The following is a 19,877-nucleotide window of genomic DNA, read 5'->3' on the forward strand; positions in this document are numbered from 1 at the left end:
TACAAGGTGAATCGGCTCGGTCAGTGACGCTTGCGGTTGCTGATCAGCGTGCCGACGCCGGTGTCGGTGAAGATTTCCAGCAACACGGCATTGGGCACGCGACCGTCGATGATGTGGGAGGTGGTCACACCGCCTTGCACGGCTTCCAATGCGCAACGGATCTTCGGCAGCATGCCGCCATAAATGGTGCCATCGGCAATCAGGCCGTTGACCTGTTCGGTGGTGAGGCCGGTCAGTACCTTTCCTTCCTTGTCCATCAGGCCGGCAATATTGGTCAGCAGCATCAGCTTCTCGGCCTTGAGCGCTTCTGCCACTTTGCCAGCGACCAGATCGGCATTGATGTTGTAGGACTCACCCTCGGCACCTACGCCAATCGGGGCGATGACCGGGATGAAATCCCCTTTGACCAGCATGTTCAGCAGCTCGGTGTTGATACCCACGACTTCGCCGACATGGCCGATGTCGATGATTTCCGGTTTGGTCATCTCCGGCGTCTGGCGGGTGACGTTCATCTTTTTGGCACGGATCAGGTGGGCGTCTTTGCCGGTCAGGCCGATGGCGTTCCCGCCATGGCGGTTGATCAGGTTGACGATGTCTTTGTTGACTTGGCCGCCCAGGACCATTTCAACCACGTCCATGGTCTGTGCATCGGTGACGCGCATGCCATCGATGAAGTGGCTTTCGATGGACAGGCGCTTGAGCAGGTCGCCGATCTGCGGACCGCCGCCATGGACCACGACCGGGTTGATACCCACGGCTTTCATCAGCACGATGTCGCGCGCGAAGCCGGTTTTCAGCTCTTCGCTTTCCATGGCATTGCCGCCGTACTTGATCACCAGCGTCTTGCCGACGAACCGTCGAATGTAGGGCAAGGCTTCGGAAAGGACTTTGGCGGCGTTGGATGCGGCATCGCGTTCGAGGGTCATTTGGGCTCCACTCAAAAAGTTATCAAAAAGGTAGTTCTAGATCCGGTGCTACGGTTTTCAACTGGGTATGGAACACGTCCTTGATCCGCTGCAGCTCGTCCTCGGTCTCGGCTTCGAACCGTAATACCAGCACCGGCGTGGTATTGGAAGCGCGCACCAGGCCCCAGCCTTTTGGATAATCGACACGCACGCCATCAATGCTGGTCAAGCTGGCATTGCCCCATTGCGCGTCACGCTCCAGCGCCTCCATGATGCTGAACTTGCTCGTCTCGGTAACCGTTATGTTGATCTCCGGCGTCGAAAAGTCATTCGGAAACGTCTGGAACAGTTCTTCGGCGCTGAGCGTTTCCTGGCTGAGGATTTCCAGCAGCCGTGCTGCGCTGTAAATGCCGTCGTCGAACCCGAACCAGCGCTCCTTGAAGAAGATGTGGCCGCTCATCTCACCCGCCAGAAGTGCGCCACTCTCTTTCATCTTTTTCTTGATCAGCGAATGGCCGGTTTTCCACATCACCGGACGGCCGCCGTACGCTTGGATCAGCGGGACCAGACGGCGCGTGCATTTCACGTCGAAGATGATATCGGCGCCCGGGTTGCGCTTGACCACATCACGCGCGAACAGCATCAACAGCCGATCGGGGTATACGACGCTCCCCGCGTTGGTCACGACACCTACCCGATCACCATCGCCGTCGAAGGCCAAACCTACATCGGCGCCGGTTTCCTTGACCTTGGCGATCAAGTCCTGAAGGTTTTCCAGTTTTCCCGGGTCCGGATGGTGATTCGGAAAATGACCGTCCACCTCGCAGAATAGCGGGATCACTTCGCAATTCAGCGCCGACAGCAATTGCGGAGCGATCACGCCCGCAGCGCCGTTGCCGCAATCGACCACCACCTTAAGGCGGCGCGCCAAGACCACGTCGTTGGTGATCTGCCCCGAGTAGAGATCGAGGATGTCGACCTTGCTGACGCTGCCCTTCCCCGCAGGCAGGTGGTTGCGCTTGATGCGGTCGTGCAGCGCTTGGATCTGCTCGTTCGCGAGGGTGTCGCCCGCGATGACGATCTTGAACCCGTTGTAATCCTTCGGGTTGTGACTGCCGGTCAGCATCACGCCCGTACGGCCTTGAAGGACGCTGGCGGCGTAATAGAGAGCCGGAGTAGGAACGAGGCCGACATCGCTGACATTGCAGCCGCTGTCGTACAAGCCTTTGACCAATTGCGCGATCAGTTCCGGCCCTGAAAGACGCCCGTCACGCCCCACGCAGACGTTCGGCTCGCCCTGCGCCAGGCTCTGGGCGCCGACTGCCCGGCCGATCCAATAGGCCGTTTCGCCTGTCAGGGTTTCGCCGACGATGCCGCGTATGTCATAGGCGCGGAAAATCGAGTCAGGAAACTCGGGGGCATAGGAAACTGTACTGCTCATTGCGGGTGGTTGCTCCGACGTCTGGAAATCCTGTGGCTCATCGAGCAGGTCGATGTCGAGAATGTCGGTGTCCTGGAACAGCGGGTCCGTCAGCTCCGTTTCAGGGGCATCGACTGATGAAAAGCCGATCGAGCTGCCTGTTGCATCTGGGTTCGGAGTTGCCGCGCCATGGCTGGAGGGCGAAGCAGGCGCCGCAGGTGCAGGGCGCAGCGAGAGCCTTGCAAGGCTCTGAGCCAGGCCGTTCAAGGCGGGCATGCTCAGGCCGAAGGGTTTGACGGCCTTTCCGCTGGAGAGTTCTTGCAGCAGCTGTTCCAGTTGTCTGGCATCGGCCTTGACGCGCCGTTTGAACGTACTCTCGTTCAGATACAACCCCAGGAGCAGGCTGCCAAGCGCCACGAGGGCGGCCAGCGCAAGCATCAATGAGGGAGGGGAGGATTGCAGCGCAGGGCCGGGGGTGAATGTCAGCTTCCAGTTGGGGTAGCCGGTGGTGAAGTCGACCGCACGCCCCCCATCAGCCTGCCCTCGTGTAAGAAAGCTTTGCGCCGTTGCATCGCCGAACTGCTGACTGAGCACGATCTGGCCGACTTCGGCTGGAGCGTCCGGCAACGCGTTGGTCAACCTTTGCAGCTTGTAAGCCAGCAGCAAGGTCCCGGAAATCGGCCCGTCCGCCGTGGCACGCACTGGCGCGACACTGTAGATCAGCCAACTGTCGCCCACTTTCCGGGCTTCCGGCGGCGGAACCTCACCTTTGGCAGCGCTGGCGAGCATGTCGAGCGTGGCGAAGCTGATCGGCAAGGCGGACGTGTCGGGCGTGTTTAAGCCCAAAGGGCTCAGCCGCGCACCGACGACGCTGTCGCGGTATTTCAGTGACCCCTGGGCGGTGTCTATGGCAGCCGGATCGTTGCTCTGCAACGCTTTCGAGAGGGACGGGTCCAGCGCAGCAGCCTGGGTTCCCGCGTTGATCTGCCGCAGCGCCTTTCCAATAGCCCCTGCCTGGGCGGTGCCCCAGGCCTGGGCCAATTGGTCTTTTTCCTCGGGTTGCCCGAGCAGGCCAAGCCAGACCAGAACACCGGCGGCCACCCAGCCAATGAGTGAAGGAATCAGCCCGGGACTTGCCAGGCTCAGAGGGGCGTCCTTGATCGTTGCGTCAGTCGTTTCCGGGCGAGAGCTCGCCTTGGCTGTGCGCTTGATGCCTTTCAAACCTGACTCTCCCTGCTGTTACTTCCTGGGGCGTTGTATGTTTATAGCATCCTGCCATGCCGGTTCGGAGATTCGACGAAAGGCCCGCCGGATCGACGCTTGGTGGGCTCAGCGGCTGCCCGAATGGCCGAAGCCGCCCGCGCCGCGCTGGCTTTCGTCAAACGCCTCGACCACTTCGAAATGCGCCTGAACGATGGGCACGAGCACCAGTTGAGCCAAGCGCTCGCCGACGGAAATCTTGAACGCGCTCTGGCCACGGTTCCAGCAGGAGACCATCAGAGGTCCTTGGTAGTCGGAATCGATCAGCCCCACCAGATTACCCAGGACGATGCCGTGTTTATGGCCCAGCCCGGAACGCGGCAGAATCAGCGCAGCGAGGCTGGGGTCTGCAATGTATATCGACAGACCCGTGGGGATCAGGAGGGTCTGGCCGGGTTCCAGCACGGTGTCCTCTTCGAGCATGGCGCGCAGGTCCAGGCCGGCGGAGCCGGTGGTGGCGTAAGCCGGAAGCGGGAATTCGCTGCCAAGGCGAGGGTCGAGGATCTTGGCTTGTAGAGCGTGCATACGTGATTAAACCTGGTTCAAACGTTCGGCGATAAAAGTCACCAACTGGCGGGCAATCTTGGCCTTGCTGGTCTGGGCGAAGAGCGTTTCCTTCAACGCTCGGTCGATAACGCTGCAGGCGTTTTCCTCGCTGTTGAAGCCAATGCTGGGATTGGCGACGTCGTTGGCGACGATCAGATCAAGGTTTTTGTCCTTGAGCTTGCGCGCTGCGTAGTCGAGCAGATGTTCGGTCTCGGCGGCGAAACCAACACTGAATGGGCGGTCATCCCGTTGGGCGATGGTGGCAAGAATGTCCGGGTTACGGACCATTTGCAGCAGCAGGCCGTCGCCGGTCGTAGGATCTTTCTTGAGTTTTTGGGGGGCAATGACTTCAGGGCGGTAGTCTGCGACCGCTGCCGAAGCAATGAACAGATCGCATGGCATGGCGGCTTCGCAGGCCGCAAGCATGTCCCGCGCACTGACCACATCGATGCGCGACACGCGGTCTGGCGTCTGCAGATTGACCGGCCCTGTCACCAACGTGACGCGGGCCCCGGCTTCTGCGGCGGCTTCAGCGAGGGCAAAGCCCATTTTGCCGGAGCTGTGGTTGGTGATGTAGCGCACCGGGTCGATGTTTTCCTGGGTCGGCCCGGCGGTGATCAGCACGTGTTTGCCGGTCAGGCTCAGGCGCTGGAAACAGTCGGCGGCGGACTGGGCGAGGTCGTTGGGCTCCAGCATGCGGCCATACCCCACGTCGCCACAGGCCTGACTGCCGCTGGCCGGCCCGAACAGGCGAAAGTCTCGGGATTCGAGCACCTGCAGGTTGGCTTGCACCGATGGGTCGCGCCACATGGCCTGGTTCATCGCTGGGGCGACCGCGACGATGGCGTCAGTGGCCAGCACCACCGTGGTCAGCAGATCATTGGCGATGCCTTGGGCCAGACGTGCGATCAAGTCAGCAGTTGCCGGTGCGATGAGCACCATGTCCGCCCATTTGGCCAGTTCGATATGGCCCATGGCTGCTTCGGCGGCGGGGTCCAGCAGATCCAGGTGCACCGGATGCCCGGACAGCGCTTGCATGGTCAGGGGCGTGATGAATTCGGCGCCGCCCTTGGTCATCACAACGCGGACTTCAGCTCCATGATCGCGCAAGCGGCGGACCAGCTCGGCGCTTTTATAGGCCGCGATGCCGCCGCCTACGCCGAGAACGATGCGTTTCCGATACAGCCGTTGCATAGGCCTGCCTTCAGGTCGAGTTACACGCGGCAACCTTATGGCCGGTCAGGGCCCAATCGACGCGTAAAAAAGATGGCTAAGATAGCACAGCGACCGCCCGGAGACAGCGGCGTCCACTGACAGGGAGGTGCTATGAGTATTCGCGATTGGCCCGCGGCGGAACGGCCCCGGGAGAAGCTGCTGGAGCGAGGTGCCGCGAGTCTTTCGGATGCCGAACTCCTTGCCATTTTTCTGCGCACGGGCGTGTCCGGAAAAAGCGCAGTGGACCTGGCGCGGCACTTGTTAAGTCAATTCGGCAGCCTGCGTGCGTTGCTGGAAGCCAACCTCGCCACGTTCAGTAACGAACTTGGGCTGGGCCCCGCCAAATACGCACAGTTGCAGGCGGTCATGGAAATGGCCCGACGACATTTGGGAGAGGGTTTGAAGCGCGGTTCGGCGCTGAAAAGTCCCACCCAGGTGCGCAGTTATCTCAAAGCGCTGCTTCGGCACGAGCCCCACGAGGTGTTTGGATGCCTGTTTCTGGACAGTAAAAACCGCGTGCTGGCGTTCGAGTCGCTGTTTCACGGCTCGATCAACGTGGCACATGTCCACCCCCGGCAAGTGGTCAAGCGAGCGCTGGCCCACAACGCAGCCGGCGTCATTCTTTGCCATAACCATCCGTCCGGCATGACCGACCCGAGCGATGCCGACATCGAGCTGACCCGGGTTTTGAAGGAGGCGCTGGCCATGGTCGATGTGAGGGTGCTGGACCACCTGATCGTGGGCGACGGCGATCCATTGTCGATGGTGGAGCACGGCGTCATGTAAGGGGCTCGCGGGTGGCATGGCTGTGGCAGCGAACGCATTCGTCGCCACAGCGCTGCCGGTCCGGGTCGGGCGCCTTTACTTCACCATCACCTTCGAAAAGTCCTGCCGTCCGAATGGGCTGACGCTGTATCCCACAACGTCCTTGCGGGTCAGTGCAAAGGCAGTGGGATGAGCCAATGGCAGCCACAGCGCTTGTTGTTGAATCTGTGCTTGAGCCTGATGGTAGAGCTTGGCGCGCTGGGCTTGATCGGTCACGGCCTTGCCTTGGCTGATCAGCTTGTCCAGGCCTTCATCGCAATACCGCGCGAAGTTGGTCCCGGACTTGACCGCAGCGCAGGAGAATTGCGGTGTCAGGAAATTGTCCGGGTCGCCGTTATCGCCTGCCCAACCCATGAAAAGCAGGTCATGCTCCCCTGTTTTAGCGCGACGAATCAGTTCACCCCATTCAATCACTTTGATCTCTGCCTTGATGCCGATGGCCGCCAGATCATTTTGCAGCAGTTGCGCGCCCGCGCTCGGATTCGGGTTCAGCAGGCTGCCGGAAGGACGCGTCCACAGCGTGGTCTTGAAGCCGTCCTTCAGTCCGGCTTTGGCCAGAAGTTGCTTCGCTTTGGCGACATCATGCTTGTAGCCCGGCAAGTCGCTGGCGTAGCCCCAGGTGTTGGGTGGGTACGGGCCATTGGCCGCGCGTGCCGAGCCCTCGAATACGGCTTTGAGGTAGGTGTCCTTGTCGAAGGCAAGGTTGATCGCCTGACGCACTTCCGGCTTGTCGAGCGGTGGGTGCTGGCTGTTGATCGCCAGGAATGCGGTCATGAAAGCGTCGGTCTTTTCGACTTTCAGGTTGGAATCCTTGCCCGCCTCGGTCACGTCCAGCGGTTTGGGAGAAAGCGCGATCTGACACTCGTTCTGCTTGATCCGCTGCAAGCGCACATTGGCATCGGGCGTGATCGCATAGATCAGCGTGTCGACGCTCGGCTTGCCGGCGAAATAGTCAGGGTTGGCGACGTAGCGCACCACGGAATCCTTCTGGAAACGCTTGAAGATGAAGGGGCCGGTGCCAATGGGTTCGGCGTTGAGCTTTTCAGGGGTGCCTGCCTTCAGCAACTGCGCCGTGTACTCGGCCGAATAGATGGAGGCAAAGCCCATGCTCAGCGTCGCGAGGAAGGTTGCGTCCGGATGATCCAGCGTGATGCGTACGGTATTGGCATCCGGCGCCTCGATTTTCTTGATCAGCGAGGGCCATTGCATCGACTGGGCGTGGGGGAAGCCCTGCACGGCGACTTTGTTCCACGGATTGGCCGGGTCTAGCATGCGCTGGAAGCTGAACACCACGTCCGCCGAGTTGAAGTCGCGGGTCGGGGTAAAGTAGTCGGTGTGATGGAATTTCAACCCGGTGCGCAGTTTGAAGTCGTAGGTCAAGCCGTCGGGCCAGACGCTCCAGCTTTCCGCCAGGCTAGGGACGAGCTTGCCGGTCTGTGCGTCGTAGTCCACCAGGCGGTTCATCAACACATCGGCCGATGCATTGGTGGTGGTCAGCGAGTTGTATTGCACTACGTCGAAGCCCTCGGGGCTGGCTTCCGTGCAGACGCTCAGGCTCGTTGCGGCCTGAGCCATCAGCGGCAGGGACAGAGAGGCGAACAAAAGGGGTAAAGCGGCTAGGCGCATGGCGATTTTCCTTTCTAGAATGGCCCATCTGCCGGTGCAGTCTGGCAAGAGGTCTACCCTAGGGGCTGTCGACCCTCCTTTGCAAGCCGCCACGGCCACCAGCCCCATGGACCTTGCATCCGAGCCAGGCGCTCTATTTAACGCGACGAATGGTAGAGTGCCGCTCATCCCCTTGGGCGGCGGCCCTGCGCAGGGAAATGGCCTGATTTTCTTTCAGGTAATTCGTCGTTTGTGTTGTTGCCCCCAAGCCTTTCTGGTATAAAGCAGCGCTCTTTTCTAGGGGCCCGCTGCCTTCACCGTCGGTGTGGCCGGTAAGACCCCTGAAGAAACGCGGCGCCTGGCGCCAAATGACTGAGAGATTAAGCGGCCAACCCATGCCGGGTTGGGCATGTGGTTTTAGAGGGCTGAGGCATGTCGAGAGTCTGTCAAGTTACCGGTAAGGGTCCGGTAACCGGGAATAACATTTCCCACGCAAACAACAAAACCCGTCGTCGTTTCCTGCCAAACCTGCAGCATCACCGCTTCTGGGTTGAGAGCGAGAAACGCTTCGTACGTCTGCGCGTATCTGCCAAAGGCATGCGCATCATCGACAAGCGCGGCATTGATGTCGTTCTGGCCGAAATTCGCCGCGACGGCGCAAAGGTTTAAGGAGAGCATCATGCGTGAACTGATCCGTTTGATTTCGAGCGCTGGCACTGGTCACTTCTACACCACTGACAAGAACAAGCGCACTACCCCGGACAAAATCGAGATCAAGAAATACGATCCGGTTGTTCGTAAGCACGTGATCTACAAAGAAGGCAAAATCAAGTAATTGGTTTTCTCTCTTGCAAAAGAGCCCGCAGCGATGCGGGCTTTTTTGTGGGCGTGGTTTTTGGCTACATCCTGAGAGCTCGAACGAAGGGAATCAGGGCTTCTGTTCGAACACCACGTAAATCTTGCGGCATGTCTCCAAGACTTCCCAGGTGCCCTTGAATCCAGCGGGGATCACGAAGCGGTCGCCTGCCCGCAGTGTTTTTGCATGGCCGTCCTCGTCCCGGATCACTGACACGCCCTGCACAATCTCGCAGTATTCGTGCTCGGTATAGTTAACCTTCCATTGCCCGACCTCACCTTCCCAAACGCCGGCACTCATTTGCCCGCACGGGCTGTTGTAGTGGTTATAGATCGTTTGTTCCGGGTCTCCCTTGAGGACCTTTTCCGCGGCGGGTTTGAAGCGTTCCGCCCCAGTGGTGGCTTCGCTGAAATCGACGATGCTTTCGACAGTCATGTTGTTAGCTCCTGAGTCTTGCTGCCTGGACGACGTTAGAGGGCAGGAGGGAGTCATTGCTCCCATTGGCCTGCTTCACACGCCTCTGTTGAATAAAATGCACGATAACACCTCGTTTCTCGTATTTATGTCCAATATATTGGAAATTCCTTCGGTGCTGGTTTAGGGTGACGGATGCCTTTGGCTGACCGTCGGCCTGTCAGGCGGTGTCCTGTTGCGCGGTTGATGAGCGTCAGGGCGTGCACATTTCATAGGAGGACATTCGATGACCACTCTGACTCATGCTGACTGGGAACAACGAGCCCAGGCGTTGAAGATCGAAGGCCGCGCCTTCATCAATGGCGAATACACCCAAGCTGCATCGGGTGCCACGTTCGATTGCATCAGCCCCGTCGATGGCCGATTCCTCGCCAAAGTCGCCAGTTGTGATGCCGCCGACGCCCAGCGCGCGGTCGAGAGTGCTCGCGCAACATTCACTTCCGGTGTCTGGTCGCGCCTGGCGCCGGCCAAACGCAAGGCCGCGATGCTGCGTTTTGCTGCCCTGATCAAAGAACACGTCGAAGAACTGGCCCTGCTCGAAACCCTCGACATGGGCAAGCCGATCAGCGACTCCTATGGCATCGACATTCCGGGCTCGGCCAATGCGTTGAGTTGGAGTGGCGAGGCCATCGACAAGCTTTATGACGAAGTGGCGGCCACGCCCCATGACCAGTTGGGTCTCGTGACCCGCGAGGCGGTCGGCGTAGTGGCGGCCATCGTACCGTGGAATTTTCCGCTGCTGATGGCGTGCTGGAAACTCGGCCCTGCATTGTCCAGTGGCAACTCGGTCATCCTCAAGCCGTCGGAAAAGTCGCCACTGACCGCGATCCGCGTCGCGCAGTTGGCCGTGGAGGCAGGTATTCCCGCTGGCGTGCTCAATGTGCTGCCGGGCTACGGCCATACCGTCGGCAAGGCGCTCGCTCTGCACATGGACGTGGACACCGCCGTGTTCACCGGCTCGACCAAGATCGCCAAACAATTGCTGGTGTACGCAGGCGAATCGAACATGAAACGCATCTGGCTCGAGGCAGGCGGTAAAAGCCCGAACATCGTCTTCGCCGACGCCCCGGATCTGCAGGCGGCCGCTGAATCTGCCGCCAGCGCCATTGCGTTCAACCAGGGTGAGGTTTGCACCGCAGGCTCGCGACTGCTGGTGGAGCGCTCCATCAAGGACACGTTCCTGCCGATGGTGATCGAGGCATTGAAAGCCTGGAAACCCGGACATCCGCTCGACCCAGCAACCACCGTCGGCGCTTTGGTGGACACCCAGCAGATGAACACCGTGCTGTCGTACATCGAGGCCGGGCATACCGATGGTGCCAAGCTTGTAGTGGGCGGCAACCGTATTCTGCAGGAAACGGGCGGCACCTATGTCGAACCGACCATCTTCGATGGTGTGACCAACGCGATGAAGATCGCTCAAGAGGAGATCTTCGGGCCCGTTCTGTCGGTCCTGACCTTCGACACGGCCGAGGAAGCCGTGCAGATCGCCAACGACACACCCTACGGTCTGGCAGCAGCGGTCTGGACGTCCGATCTGTCCAAGGCCCACCTCACTGCGCGTGCATTGCGTGCGGGCAGTGTCTGGGTCAATCAGTACGATGGCGGCGACATGACGGCGCCCTTCGGAGGTTTCAAGCAATCGGGCAACGGCCGCGACAAGTCGCTGCATGCGTTCGACAAATACACCGAGCTGAAGGCGACTTGGATCAAGTTGTGAAGTGAGCGAGGTGGGGCAGTCGTCTCACCGCTTTCGCTTTTTTTCTGAACGCGAATGACCCCGAAGCATGTGTTCTGTCCAGGTAGGCGCATCTCGCCGGCCTGGGCTCGGTTGTGATCTCTTCGGGGAGATCGAATGGAGCGTCGAGCAGCCAGGCTTGTCCCAACAGCCTGGCTGTTTTGTTTTTGATTTGTTGAGCCACAGGAGCGTGGTAATGCGGTGGGGGACTTATTTCGCAGTGCTGTCGTCCGTGCTGAGCGTCGGCCTGGCGCTTGGCGTCAGCATGCCGCTGGTGTCGTTGCGTCTGGAAGCTTGGGGCTATGGCGCTTTCGCCATTGGTGTAATGGCGGCCATGCCGGCGATTGGCGTGCTACTCGGCGCCAGCCTGGCCAGTCGTCTGGCTTCGACGCTTGGCACCGCCAACGTCATGCGCCTTTGCCTGTGGGGCGGGTCGCTCTCGGTTGGGTTGCTCGCCTTGCTACCCCATTACTGGATCTGGCTGGTGCTGCGCCTGATGCTCGGAGTGATCCTGACCATGGTGTTCATTCTGGGCGAAAGCTGGATCAACCAATTGGTGATCGAGCGTCTACGGGGCAAATTGGTGGCGCTCTACGGCAGTACTTATGCCCTGAGCCAGCTGGGTGGGCCCCTTTTGCTGGGCGCGCTGGGCACCGAGCACGATTATGGCTTCTGGGTCGGCGCGGCGTTGCTGGCCACTTCGCCTCTGCTGCTGTTGGGTCGCACTGGCGCGCCAAGTGCCGAGTCAGGTCACGTCAGCTTCCGGGACCTCGCGGGCTTCTGTCAGCAGCTACCGGCCATTGCCTGGGCGATTGCATTGTTCGCAGGCTTTGAGGCGATGATTTTGACGCTGCTTCCGGTCTATTGCCTGCAACAAGGCTTTACCCCGGAAGTGGCCCTGATGATGGTCAGCACGGTAGTCGTCGGCGACGCCTTACTGCAACTGCCCATCGGGGCATTGGCGGACAGAATCTCCCGTCGTGGTCTGTTTTTAGGCTGCGCCGCGGTGTTGATGCTGGCGAGCCTGGCGATTCCATTATTCGTTCACACGGTCGCGGTGTGGCCGCTCTGGGTGTTGTTCGGTGCCAGCGCAGGCGGACTGTTCACCCTGTCGTTGATCTTGATCGGCGAGCGGTACCGTGACGATGCGTTGGTGCGGGCCAATGCCCACGTCGCGCAACTGTGGGGTGTGGGCTGCTTGCTCGGGCCGCTGGCGGCTGGAGCAGGGGGGCAGTGGATCAGCGGCCAAGCGTTGCCGCTACTCATGGCGGCAGGTGCGTTCGGGCTGGTCATCCTGGCGCGCCGTGCGCGTGCTTTCGGTCCGCAGCCGGTTGCGGCCTAGAGCATTCTTTCCAGGCCGACGGCGCTGCTGAACCACGCGTTCAGGCGGCGCCACCAATCTCCCGGCTCTTTGTACAGCGTGTGAATCTTGCCGTTGTCCTCGGTGACCCAGACCACCTGGCCGTTTTCCAGCTCGGCCTGGTAGCTGACGGCCGGGGCCATACCCTGAAGGGCGAGTTCACGCAGGTGTTCCGTGAGCTCCGGGCTGTCGACCAGCACGCCCACCTCGGTGTTCCAGAGCACCGAGCGGGGGTCGAAGTTGAACGAGCCCACGAAAATTTTCTGCCGGTCAAAAATCATGGCCTTGCTGTGCAGACTCGATTCAGAGCCGCCCTTGAAGGTTTTGGTGCGTAGAAAACTGGGGCCGCTTCCCCGCGAGTTGCTGGGGTCGCCAGGCTGGCGCCGCAGCTCGAACAATTTGACCCCGTGAGCGAGCAGGGCCTTGCGATAGGGCGCGTAACCCCCGTGCACGGCAGGAACGTCCGTGGCTTCCAGGGAATTGGTCAGCAGATTGACGGACACCCCCTTGTCTGCCAGGCCGGTGAGATAGGTCAGGCCCTCCTGTCCGGGCACAAAGTAGGCCGAGATCATCATCAATTCCTGATGCACGCTCAGCAGGTCGGGACTCAACTGCGTGGTCAGCAGCAGATGGGGATCGGGCTCGCCTCGGGACAACACCTTGGTCGGCGCATCCCACAATGCCTGGTTATAGGCCCAGATCAGCTCGTTGAGCCAGGTCTTCAGGCGCGGTTGAGTCTTGTAGGCCATCAGCCGCTCATAAAGGGCTTTTTTCTCCACATGAGCCTGGTCCAGCGAGGCGGCCAAGCGCTTACGCGCTTCCGTCAGGTCTTTCATGTCTGGTGGCCAGTAGACGAAATCGTCAACCGACTTGCTCAAGGTACTGTTCCAGTACTGATCGAAGCTATGGCTCAGTTGCTCGGCGACGGGCCCTACGCCGAGCATGTCGATGTCGGTGAAATTGAGATTTGGCTCGGCGTCGAAGTACTCGTCGCCCAGATTGCGCCCGCCCACGATGGCCACCGCACTGTCGGCCAACCATAGTTTGTTGTGCATGCGCCGATGTTGCTGGGACAGGTTGAACAGGCGCCCCAGCGAGCGCGTCGCGCCGGTGCTGCGTCCGAGGTTGAGCGGATTGAACAACCTGATCTGGATATTGGGGTGGGCGGCGAGGGTAGCGATGACTTCATCCAGCCCGTCGCTGGTGGTGTCGTCCAGCAAGATGCGAACGCGCACCCCGCGGTCCGCGGCCTTGAGCAGCTCGTCGATCAGCGCGCGCGTGCTCAGGCCGTCATGAACGATGTAGTACTGCAGGTCGAGGCTGGTCTTGGCATTTCGAATCAGTTCGGCGCGAGCCGTGAACGCATCGGTGCTGTTAGGCAGCAGGCGAAAGCCGGAGCGGCCGCCATGGGGTGCTGCTTCTGCCAGGATCGAGCGCCCGAAGGGTGAGACTGAGGCTGGAATCGCCTGGCTCGGCCCGTCCTGTTGCGCAGGCTTGGTCGCGCAGCCGCTGATGCCAAAGGCCAAGGTCAGAAGAAAAGAGACTGCCCAGTGGTTCGTCAACGCTGTCATCCAGAAGTTACGTCATGGCGGTATGACCGCACGTTCAGCAAAAGGTTAACCCTGACCCATCAGGATTCAGCCATGAGCCGCGCGGCAGTTTCGCCCACCTTTTTGACGGCAGCTTCGATTTGCGGTGTAGGCTTGGCGGCAAAATTCATCCTCAGGCAGTTTCGATACTTGCCCGAGGCCGAAAAAATGCTACCCACCGCGATCTGTACGCCCTGGCCCTGCAAAGCTCTGTTCAGGCGCAACGAGTCAAAGTCTTCGTCAAACTCGACCCATAGCATGAAGCCGCCTTGCGGGCGGCTGGCGCGGGTACCCTCCGGGAAATACCGCATCACCCAATCGATCATCAGGTCGCGGCTGCGCTGGTATTGAGTGCGCATGCGGCGCAGATGCGGCTCGTAATGCCCGGCCTGAAGAAATTCGGCAATGGCCAACTGCGGTTGGGTCGCCGTCGATCCGGTGCTGATGTATTTCATGTGCAGCGCTCGGTCAAGGTACCGCCCCGGCGCGATCCACCCCACTCGCAGTCCGGGGGCCAGTGTTTTCGAAAAGGAACTGCACAACAGAACGCGCCCGTCTTCGTCGAAGGATTTGATTGTGCGAGGGCGTGGGTAGGTGTAGGACAAGTCGCCATACACATCGTCTTCGATGATCGCGACGTCAAAGCGCTGGGCAAGGGTCAACAGCGCCCGTTTACGGTCTTCGGGCATGTTGTAGCCCAACGGATTGTTGCAGTTGGGAGTCAGTTGTATGGCCTTGATCGGCCACTGCTCCAGCGCCAGCTCCAGTGCATCCAGGCTGATACCTGTCAGCGGATCGGTGGGGATTTCCAAGGCCTTCATGCCCAGCCCTTTGAGCGCCTGCATTGCACCATGGAAGCTGGGGGAGTCGACGGCGACGATGTCTCCGGGCTGGCAGATCGAGCGAATACTCACGGCCAGTGCCTCCTGCGCGCCGGTCGTAATCATCAAGTCGTCAGGTGCCACCCGCGTGCCCGAATCCAGAAGCAGGCGCGCTACCTGCTCGCGCAGGCATTGGGTGCCATGGATGTTGTCGTAATGCAGACCCGGCATGTCCTGGCGGCGGCTGATCTTGCCCAGCGCCTGAGTCAAAGGCCGAAGGGTGGGGCTGGTCACATCCGGCATCCCGCGGGCGAGTTGCACCACGTCTGGGCTAGGTGTGGCCCTGGCCAGTTCCAGCACTAGCTCCCATTGGGAAATATCGACGGGCCTTTGTGCGGGGCGGCCGATTGCAGGCAACGCAGGCGCTCTGCGGTGGGCGGGCACGAAATAACCTGATTTGGGGCGCGGTGACGCCAGGCCATTGTCTTCGAGCAACCGATAGGCCTGCTGGACCGTGCTCAGGCTGACGCCATGCTCGACGCTCAAGGCTCTGACCGAAGGCAACCGATCGCCGGGCCGGTAGAAGCCGTTTTCAATGCGGGTGCCGATTAATTCGGCAAGGTTAACGTAGAGGGTCATGGCGTACTCTCGCATCTTGGCGCATCGGCGGACCGATACAGATGACGGGAAAATACAGCATTCAGGACCCGCTGAGGATAATCTGTATGCAAAAAATAAGAATTATTTGAATCTGTATTGGTTTTCCATACAGACGCATCATGGAATCACTTGAAACCCATGATGAGGTGTCTGGAAATGGCCGGGATAAGTGACGTTCGTTTATCGCTGTATGGTAGGGAATTGCTGGATGGTCAAAAAACCACCGTCCGCAGCCGCGGGCCTGAAGGGCTGAGCTTGTTGGGGCTTTTCCGGCAACGGCAAAGCACTCGCCGCGCATTGCTTGCGCTCACCGAGGAGCAACTGCGGGACATCGGTCTGACTTACGAGCAGGCTCGTCATGAAGGGCTTAAACCGTTTTGGAGGGAATGATGCGCGCGGCGCGTAAGTTTCCCTGGTGTCATGTCGCGCGACGTCTCGCTGTGGCAGCCCAACTGTGCTGCCACAGCGATTGATTGATCAAACCAACTCTTTCATTCGATGCCATAACATCCCCAACGCCAGCAAGGGCGAGCGCAAATGCTTGCCGCCAGGGAAGGTGATGTGCGGAATTTGCGCGAACAGCTCGAAGCCGCCGCTGTGCTGGCCGCTTATGGCTTGGCCCAGCAATTTGCCCGCCAAATGCGTGGCGTTCAGGCCGTGACCTGAATAGGCCTGCGCGTAAAATACATTGGGATGATCCTTGAGACGCCCGATCTGCGGCAGGCGATTGGCGCCGATGCCGATCATGCCGCCCCACTGAAAATCGATTTTTACATCCTTGAGTTGTGCAAACACCTTGAGCATCTTCGGCTGCATGTAAGCGCCGATGTCCTGAGGGTCGCGACCCGAATAGTGGCAGGCGCCGCCAAACAGCAGGCGACGATCCGCCGATAGCCGGAAATAATCCACGGCGACACGCTGGTCGCACATGGCGGTGTTGAGCGGCAGCAATTGCTGGGCAAGCGCTTCGCTCAGCGGTTCGGTGGCAATGATGTAGCTGCCTGCGGGCAAGACTTTGCCGCTGAGGGTAGTGTCCAGCCCGTTGAGGTAGGCATTGCAACCCAGGACCAGAGAGCTCGCGCGGACCACCCCCTGCGTCGTATGGACTTTCACCTCAGTGCCGTATTCCAGGCGGGTCACGGCAGAACGCTCATAGACCTGCACGCCCAACGACTGCGCAACGCGGGCTTCGCCCAGCGCCAGATTCAGTGGGTGCAGATGCCCGGATCCCATGTCCAGCAGGCCGCCAGCGTAGCGACCGGAGTCAATCACCGTCCGCATCTCGTTGGCTGGGATCAATCGCAACTCGCGCGTGTAGCCCAGGCCGCGCAGTTCTTCCACATCCTCAGCGAATCCTTCGAATTCCTTGGGTTTGTTGGCCAGATCGCAGTAGCCCCAGGTCAGATCACACGCGATCTGATACTTCTCGATGCGCTCACGCACGATGTCCACGGCTTCCAGGCCCATGAGCTTGAGCTGACGTACGCCTTCGTCGCCGATGTCGCGGCGAAACCTTTCGACATGGTGGCCGACGCCCCGAATCAACTGCCCGCCGTTGCGCCCGCTCGCGCCCCAGCCAACGCGGTGCGCCTCTAGCAGTGCGACGCTGAGGCCGCGCTCGGCCAGTTCAATGGCGGTGTTGAGCCCGGTAAAACCGCCGCCGACCACGCAGACGTCTACCGAGACTTCGCCTTTGAGCGTTGGGTAGACCGGCTGTTCGTGGCTACTGGCCGCGTAATAAGAAGCGGCATGGGGAGAGACGGTCATACGGAATCTCGGCTGGCTGTCGGAAAGTGCTTAGGAGGGTAACGAGGTGATTTGAAGGCGGCAAGGCGTACCAGGTGCTGGCTCTCTGAGCCCTGGCGCTGGACGCGCAGGCGTCCAGAACGCTGTCAGCCATTCCCTCGTTAAGGCACAATCATGCCTTTCACAGGGAAAACTGCCGTAATGAGCTGCAACAGCCAGAGGATTCGCGACCTGCGGCGACAGATTCCATCGTTTGCTTGTATACCGGGTTGCCATGACTGCTGTGGGCCAGTAACCACGTCCTCCGAGGAGATGGCGCGGTTGCCGCGCAAAAGCCCGGCCGAGCAGGAGGCCGCGCTGAACGCCTTGAATTGCGTGCACCTGGGGCCTGACGGCTGCACCGTTTACGATGAGCGTCCGCTGATCTGCCGCCTGTTCGGCACCACGCCCACGCTGCCATGCCCCAATGGTCGCCGTCCTGAGGTCCTGATCCATCCTCGCGTGGAAAAGCAGGTGCATGCGTTCATTGCCTCCACGCGTCAGGTATTGGTCTGACGAGCCTAATGGCTTCCATCATTCCGGGATCGGCAGACTCAGACTCTCCTTCACTTCTTCCATCACGATATAGCTCTTGGATTCCCGCACGTGGGGCAGCTTGAGCAAGATGTCGCCCAATAGCTTGCGGTAGGAGGCCATTTCGGAAATCCGGGCCTTCACCAGATAGTCGAAATCTCCCGACACCAGGTGGCACTCCAGCACGTGGGGTAATTTCAGAACGGCGCGGCGGAACTCTTCGAAGGTGTCCCCGGATTTGTAGTCCAAGCTGATCTCGACGAAAACCAACAGGCTGGCCTTGAGGTTTTGCGGGTTGAGGCGAGCGCTGTAGCCCATGATGATGCCTTCGCGTTCAAGGCGACGGACCCGCTCCGTACACGGCGTCGTTGACAGGCCGACACGTTCGCCCAGCTCGGTGAACGAAATCCTTCCGTCGTTCTGAAGGATGCGCAGAATGTTGCGGTCGATCTTGTCCAGCTCACGTTTTGACTGGTGTTGAGTGCGCATGGCCAAGCCTCTCTCTGCTAAACCGTCGGATGTCCAGAATTAACGCCGAATATAGGCGTTTATATAGTGAAAAGCACTGCCAGCCGCTGCTTATACTGCGCACATCTTGGCTCGAAACTTCAAAACGTCAGCGGATATCCGCGATGAGGGAATTCACATGCGCGTGCTGGTCCTTGGAAGTGGCGTAATCGGTGTTACCAGTGCTTACTACCTGGCCCGGGCAGGTTTCGAGGTGACGGTCGTCGACCGTCAACCTGCCGCTGCCATGGAGACCAGTTTCGCCAACGCCGGGCAAGTCTCGCCGGGCTATGCATCGCCTTGGGCGGCGCCGGGCGTGCCGCTCAAGGCCATCAAATGGTTGCTGCAGCGCCATGCGCCACTGGCCATCAAGGCCACCGGCGATGTGAACCAGCACCTGTGGATGGCGCAAATGCTGCGTAACTGCACGCAGAGTCGTTACGCAGTGAACAAAGAGCGCATGGTCAGGCTGTCCGAATACAGCCGTGACTGCCTCGACGAACTGCGTGCCGAGACCGGTATCGCCTACGAGGGCCGCACTCTGGGTACCACCCAGCTGTTCCGTACCCAGGAACAATTGGATAACGCCGCCAAAGACATCGCCGTGCTAGAGCAGGCCGGTGTGCCCTACGAGGTGCTTGACCGTGAGGGCATCGCGCGTGTCGAACCGGCGTTGGCGGGCGTTAGCCATATCCTCAGTGGCGCGCTGCGCTTGCCTAACGATCAGACCGGCGATTGCCAACTGTTCACGACGCGTCTCGCCGAGATGTGTGTGAAGTTAGGCGTTGAATTCCGTTTCGGCCAGTCCATCGAGTCGATCGATTTCGCGGGCGATCGAATCAATGGCGTGCGGGTCAACGGTCAATTGGAAACCGCCGATCGCTACGTCTTGGCGCTGGGCAGCTATTCGCCACAACTGCTCAAGCCGCTGGGCATCAAAGCCCCGGTTTATCCGCTCAAGGGTTATTCGTTGACGGTGCCGATCACCCGCCCTGACATGGCGCCGACTTCGACCATCCTTGACGAGACTTACAAAGTTGCCATCACCCGTTTCGACAACCGCATCCGGGTCGGCGGTATGGCAGAAATCGCGGGTTTCGATCTCTCGTTGAATCCGCGTCGGCGGGAAACGCTGGAGATGATCGTCAACGACCTCTATCCTCAGGGCGGCGATCTGAGCGAAGCCAGTTTCTGGACCGGCTTGCGTCCGACCACCCCGGATGGCACGCCTATCGTCGGCGCCACGCCCTATCGCAACCTTTTTCTGAACACCGGCCACGGCACGCTGGGCTGGACCATGGCGTGCGGCTCCGGTCGTTTGCTCGCTGATCTGATCGCCCGCAGAAAGCCGCAGATCAGTGCCGAAGGCCTCGATATTTCCCGCTACGGAAGCTCCAAGGAGATCGCCCGACATGTCAGTACAACGCCAGCTCACCAATGAGCGCATGAGCCAGATCGTCGCCCACAACGGCACCCTGTACCTCGCCGGGCAAGTGGCTAACGATCTGAATGCGGGAATCGAACAGCAGACCCGTGAGACGCTCGGCAATATCGAGCGTCTGCTTGACCTCGCCGGGACCGACACCACCCGGTTGTTATCGGTGACGATTTATCTGAAGGACATCGAGGCGCATTTCGCCGCGATGAACAGCGTGTGGGATACCTGGCTGCCAAAGGGCGTTGCACCTGCGCGTGCAACCGTTGAGGCGAAGATGGCCGCCCCGAACGTGCTGATCGAGATCTCGGTGATCGCTGCACTGCCGTAACGCCTTACCTG

At 60.2% G+C, this 19,877-nt stretch carries 19 protein-coding genes; 9 read left to right on the plus strand and 10 right to left on the minus strand.

From position 1 onward, the window contains the following. Window positions 1–20 precede the first annotated feature (20 nt). The 4 genes from argB to coaBC form a co-directional block, all read right to left on the minus strand. The gene (argB, locus tag DBP26_RS03730) at window positions 21–926 is read right to left on the minus strand and encodes an acetylglutamate kinase (RefSeq protein ID WP_108236200.1); all 906 of its coding nucleotides are present in this window, start codon (window positions 924–926) and stop codon (window positions 21–23) included. 22 nt (window positions 927–948) lie between these two features. Further along, entirely contained in the window at window positions 949–2,346 is a 1,398-nt protein-coding gene (locus DBP26_RS27115) for a phosphomannomutase/phosphoglucomutase (protein ID WP_218565113.1), read from the minus strand. 1,308 nt (window positions 2,347–3,654) lie between these two features. Beyond that, window positions 3,655–4,110 carry a dUTP diphosphatase gene (dut, locus tag DBP26_RS03740; protein ID WP_108236198.1) on the minus strand — a complete coding sequence of 152 codons (456 nt, stop codon included), beginning with the start codon at window positions 4,108–4,110 and terminating at the stop codon, window positions 3,655–3,657. Between the two features lie 6 nt (window positions 4,111–4,116). Further along, complete coding sequence (gene coaBC / locus DBP26_RS03745; RefSeq protein WP_108236197.1) at window positions 4,117–5,325, minus strand: bifunctional phosphopantothenoylcysteine decarboxylase/phosphopantothenate--cysteine ligase CoaBC; 1,209 nt, start codon at window positions 5,323–5,325, stop codon at window positions 4,117–4,119. Window positions 5,326–5,457: 132 nt separating this feature from the next. Between coaBC and radC the strand changes: the two genes are divergently transcribed. Continuing rightward, window positions 5,458–6,132, plus strand: coding sequence for a DNA repair protein RadC (radC, locus tag DBP26_RS03750; protein ID WP_108236196.1), 675 nt, complete (start codon window positions 5,458–5,460; stop codon window positions 6,130–6,132). Window positions 6,133–6,207: 75 nt separating this feature from the next. On the opposite strand, the gene DBP26_RS03755 is transcribed toward radC, so the two are convergent. Continuing rightward, on the minus strand, window positions 6,208–7,797 hold the full coding sequence (locus DBP26_RS03755; protein ID WP_108236195.1) for an ABC transporter substrate-binding protein: 1,590 nt from the start codon (window positions 7,795–7,797) through the stop codon (window positions 6,208–6,210). A gap of 411 nt (window positions 7,798–8,208) precedes the next feature. Between DBP26_RS03755 and rpmB the strand changes: the two genes are divergently transcribed. Then, on the plus strand, window positions 8,209–8,445 hold the full coding sequence (gene rpmB, locus DBP26_RS03760; protein ID WP_108236194.1) for a 50S ribosomal protein L28: 237 nt from the start codon (window positions 8,209–8,211) through the stop codon (window positions 8,443–8,445). A gap of 10 nt (window positions 8,446–8,455) precedes the next feature. Beyond that, window positions 8,456–8,611, plus strand: coding sequence for a 50S ribosomal protein L33 (gene rpmG, locus DBP26_RS03765; protein ID WP_003177274.1), 156 nt, complete (start codon window positions 8,456–8,458; stop codon window positions 8,609–8,611). Between the two features lie 93 nt (window positions 8,612–8,704). Here rpmG and DBP26_RS03770 read toward each other — a convergent pair whose 3' ends face one another. Continuing rightward, window positions 8,705–9,067, minus strand: a complete 363-nt coding sequence (locus DBP26_RS03770; RefSeq protein ID WP_108236193.1) for a cupin domain-containing protein — start codon at window positions 9,065–9,067, stop codon at window positions 8,705–8,707. Between the two features lie 265 nt (window positions 9,068–9,332). Here DBP26_RS03770 and DBP26_RS03775 point away from each other — a divergent pair, with 265 nt between their 5' ends. Both DBP26_RS03775 and DBP26_RS03780 read left to right on the plus strand, forming a co-directional pair. Beyond that, complete coding sequence (locus tag DBP26_RS03775; RefSeq protein ID WP_108236192.1) at window positions 9,333–10,826, plus strand: aldehyde dehydrogenase; 1,494 nt, start codon at window positions 9,333–9,335, stop codon at window positions 10,824–10,826. Between the two features lie 214 nt (window positions 10,827–11,040). Further along, complete coding sequence (locus DBP26_RS03780; RefSeq protein WP_108236191.1) at window positions 11,041–12,186, plus strand: MFS transporter; 1,146 nt, start codon at window positions 11,041–11,043, stop codon at window positions 12,184–12,186. On the opposite strand, the gene DBP26_RS03785 is transcribed toward DBP26_RS03780, so the two are convergent. Then, on the minus strand, window positions 12,183–13,766 hold the full coding sequence (locus DBP26_RS03785; RefSeq protein WP_108236423.1) for a phospholipase D family protein: 1,584 nt from the start codon (window positions 13,764–13,766) through the stop codon (window positions 12,183–12,185). The two genes, DBP26_RS03780 and DBP26_RS03785, sit on opposite strands and share 4 nt — an antisense overlap. Before the next feature lie 68 nt (window positions 13,767–13,834). Next, window positions 13,835–15,253: a PLP-dependent aminotransferase family protein gene (locus DBP26_RS03790; RefSeq protein WP_108236190.1), complete on the minus strand. Its 1,419-nt coding sequence runs from the start codon at window positions 15,251–15,253 to the stop codon at window positions 13,835–13,837. Between the two features lie 177 nt (window positions 15,254–15,430). On the opposite strand from DBP26_RS03790, the gene DBP26_RS03795 reads away from it, so the two are divergent. After that, window positions 15,431–15,664, plus strand: a complete 234-nt coding sequence (locus DBP26_RS03795) for a DUF1127 domain-containing protein (protein ID WP_108236422.1) — start codon at window positions 15,431–15,433, stop codon at window positions 15,662–15,664. Window positions 15,665–15,751: 87 nt separating this feature from the next. Here DBP26_RS03795 and DBP26_RS03800 read toward each other — a convergent pair whose 3' ends face one another. Further along, window positions 15,752–17,041: an FAD-binding oxidoreductase gene (locus tag DBP26_RS03800; RefSeq protein ID WP_108236189.1), complete on the minus strand. Its 1,290-nt coding sequence runs from the start codon at window positions 17,039–17,041 to the stop codon at window positions 15,752–15,754. A gap of 180 nt (window positions 17,042–17,221) precedes the next feature. Between DBP26_RS03800 and DBP26_RS03805 the strand changes: the two genes are divergently transcribed. After that, a complete protein-coding gene (locus DBP26_RS03805; RefSeq protein WP_108236188.1) occupies window positions 17,222–17,575 on the plus strand; it encodes a YkgJ family cysteine cluster protein in 354 nt (117 codons plus the stop codon). 18 nt (window positions 17,576–17,593) lie between these two features. On the opposite strand, the gene dadR is transcribed toward DBP26_RS03805, so the two are convergent. Further along, the gene (gene dadR / locus DBP26_RS03810; protein ID WP_108236187.1) at window positions 17,594–18,082 is read right to left on the minus strand and encodes a transcriptional regulator DadR; all 489 of its coding nucleotides are present in this window, start codon (window positions 18,080–18,082) and stop codon (window positions 17,594–17,596) included. A gap of 157 nt (window positions 18,083–18,239) precedes the next feature. Between dadR and dadA the strand changes: the two genes are divergently transcribed. Together dadA and DBP26_RS03820 are read left to right on the plus strand one after the other, a co-directional pair. Continuing rightward, complete coding sequence (dadA, locus tag DBP26_RS03815; RefSeq protein ID WP_108236186.1) at window positions 18,240–19,541, plus strand: D-amino acid dehydrogenase; 1,302 nt, start codon at window positions 18,240–18,242, stop codon at window positions 19,539–19,541. Then, window positions 19,513–19,866: a RidA family protein gene (locus tag DBP26_RS03820; RefSeq protein ID WP_108236185.1), complete on the plus strand. Its 354-nt coding sequence runs from the start codon at window positions 19,513–19,515 to the stop codon at window positions 19,864–19,866. Before dadA ends, DBP26_RS03820 begins: the two co-directional genes overlap by 29 nt. Window positions 19,867–19,877: the final 11 nt, after the last annotated feature.

Origin of the sequence: Pseudomonas sp. RIT409, from assembly GCF_003052515.2 — a bacterium.
GTDB lineage: Bacteria > Pseudomonadota > Gammaproteobacteria > Pseudomonadales > Pseudomonadaceae > Aquipseudomonas.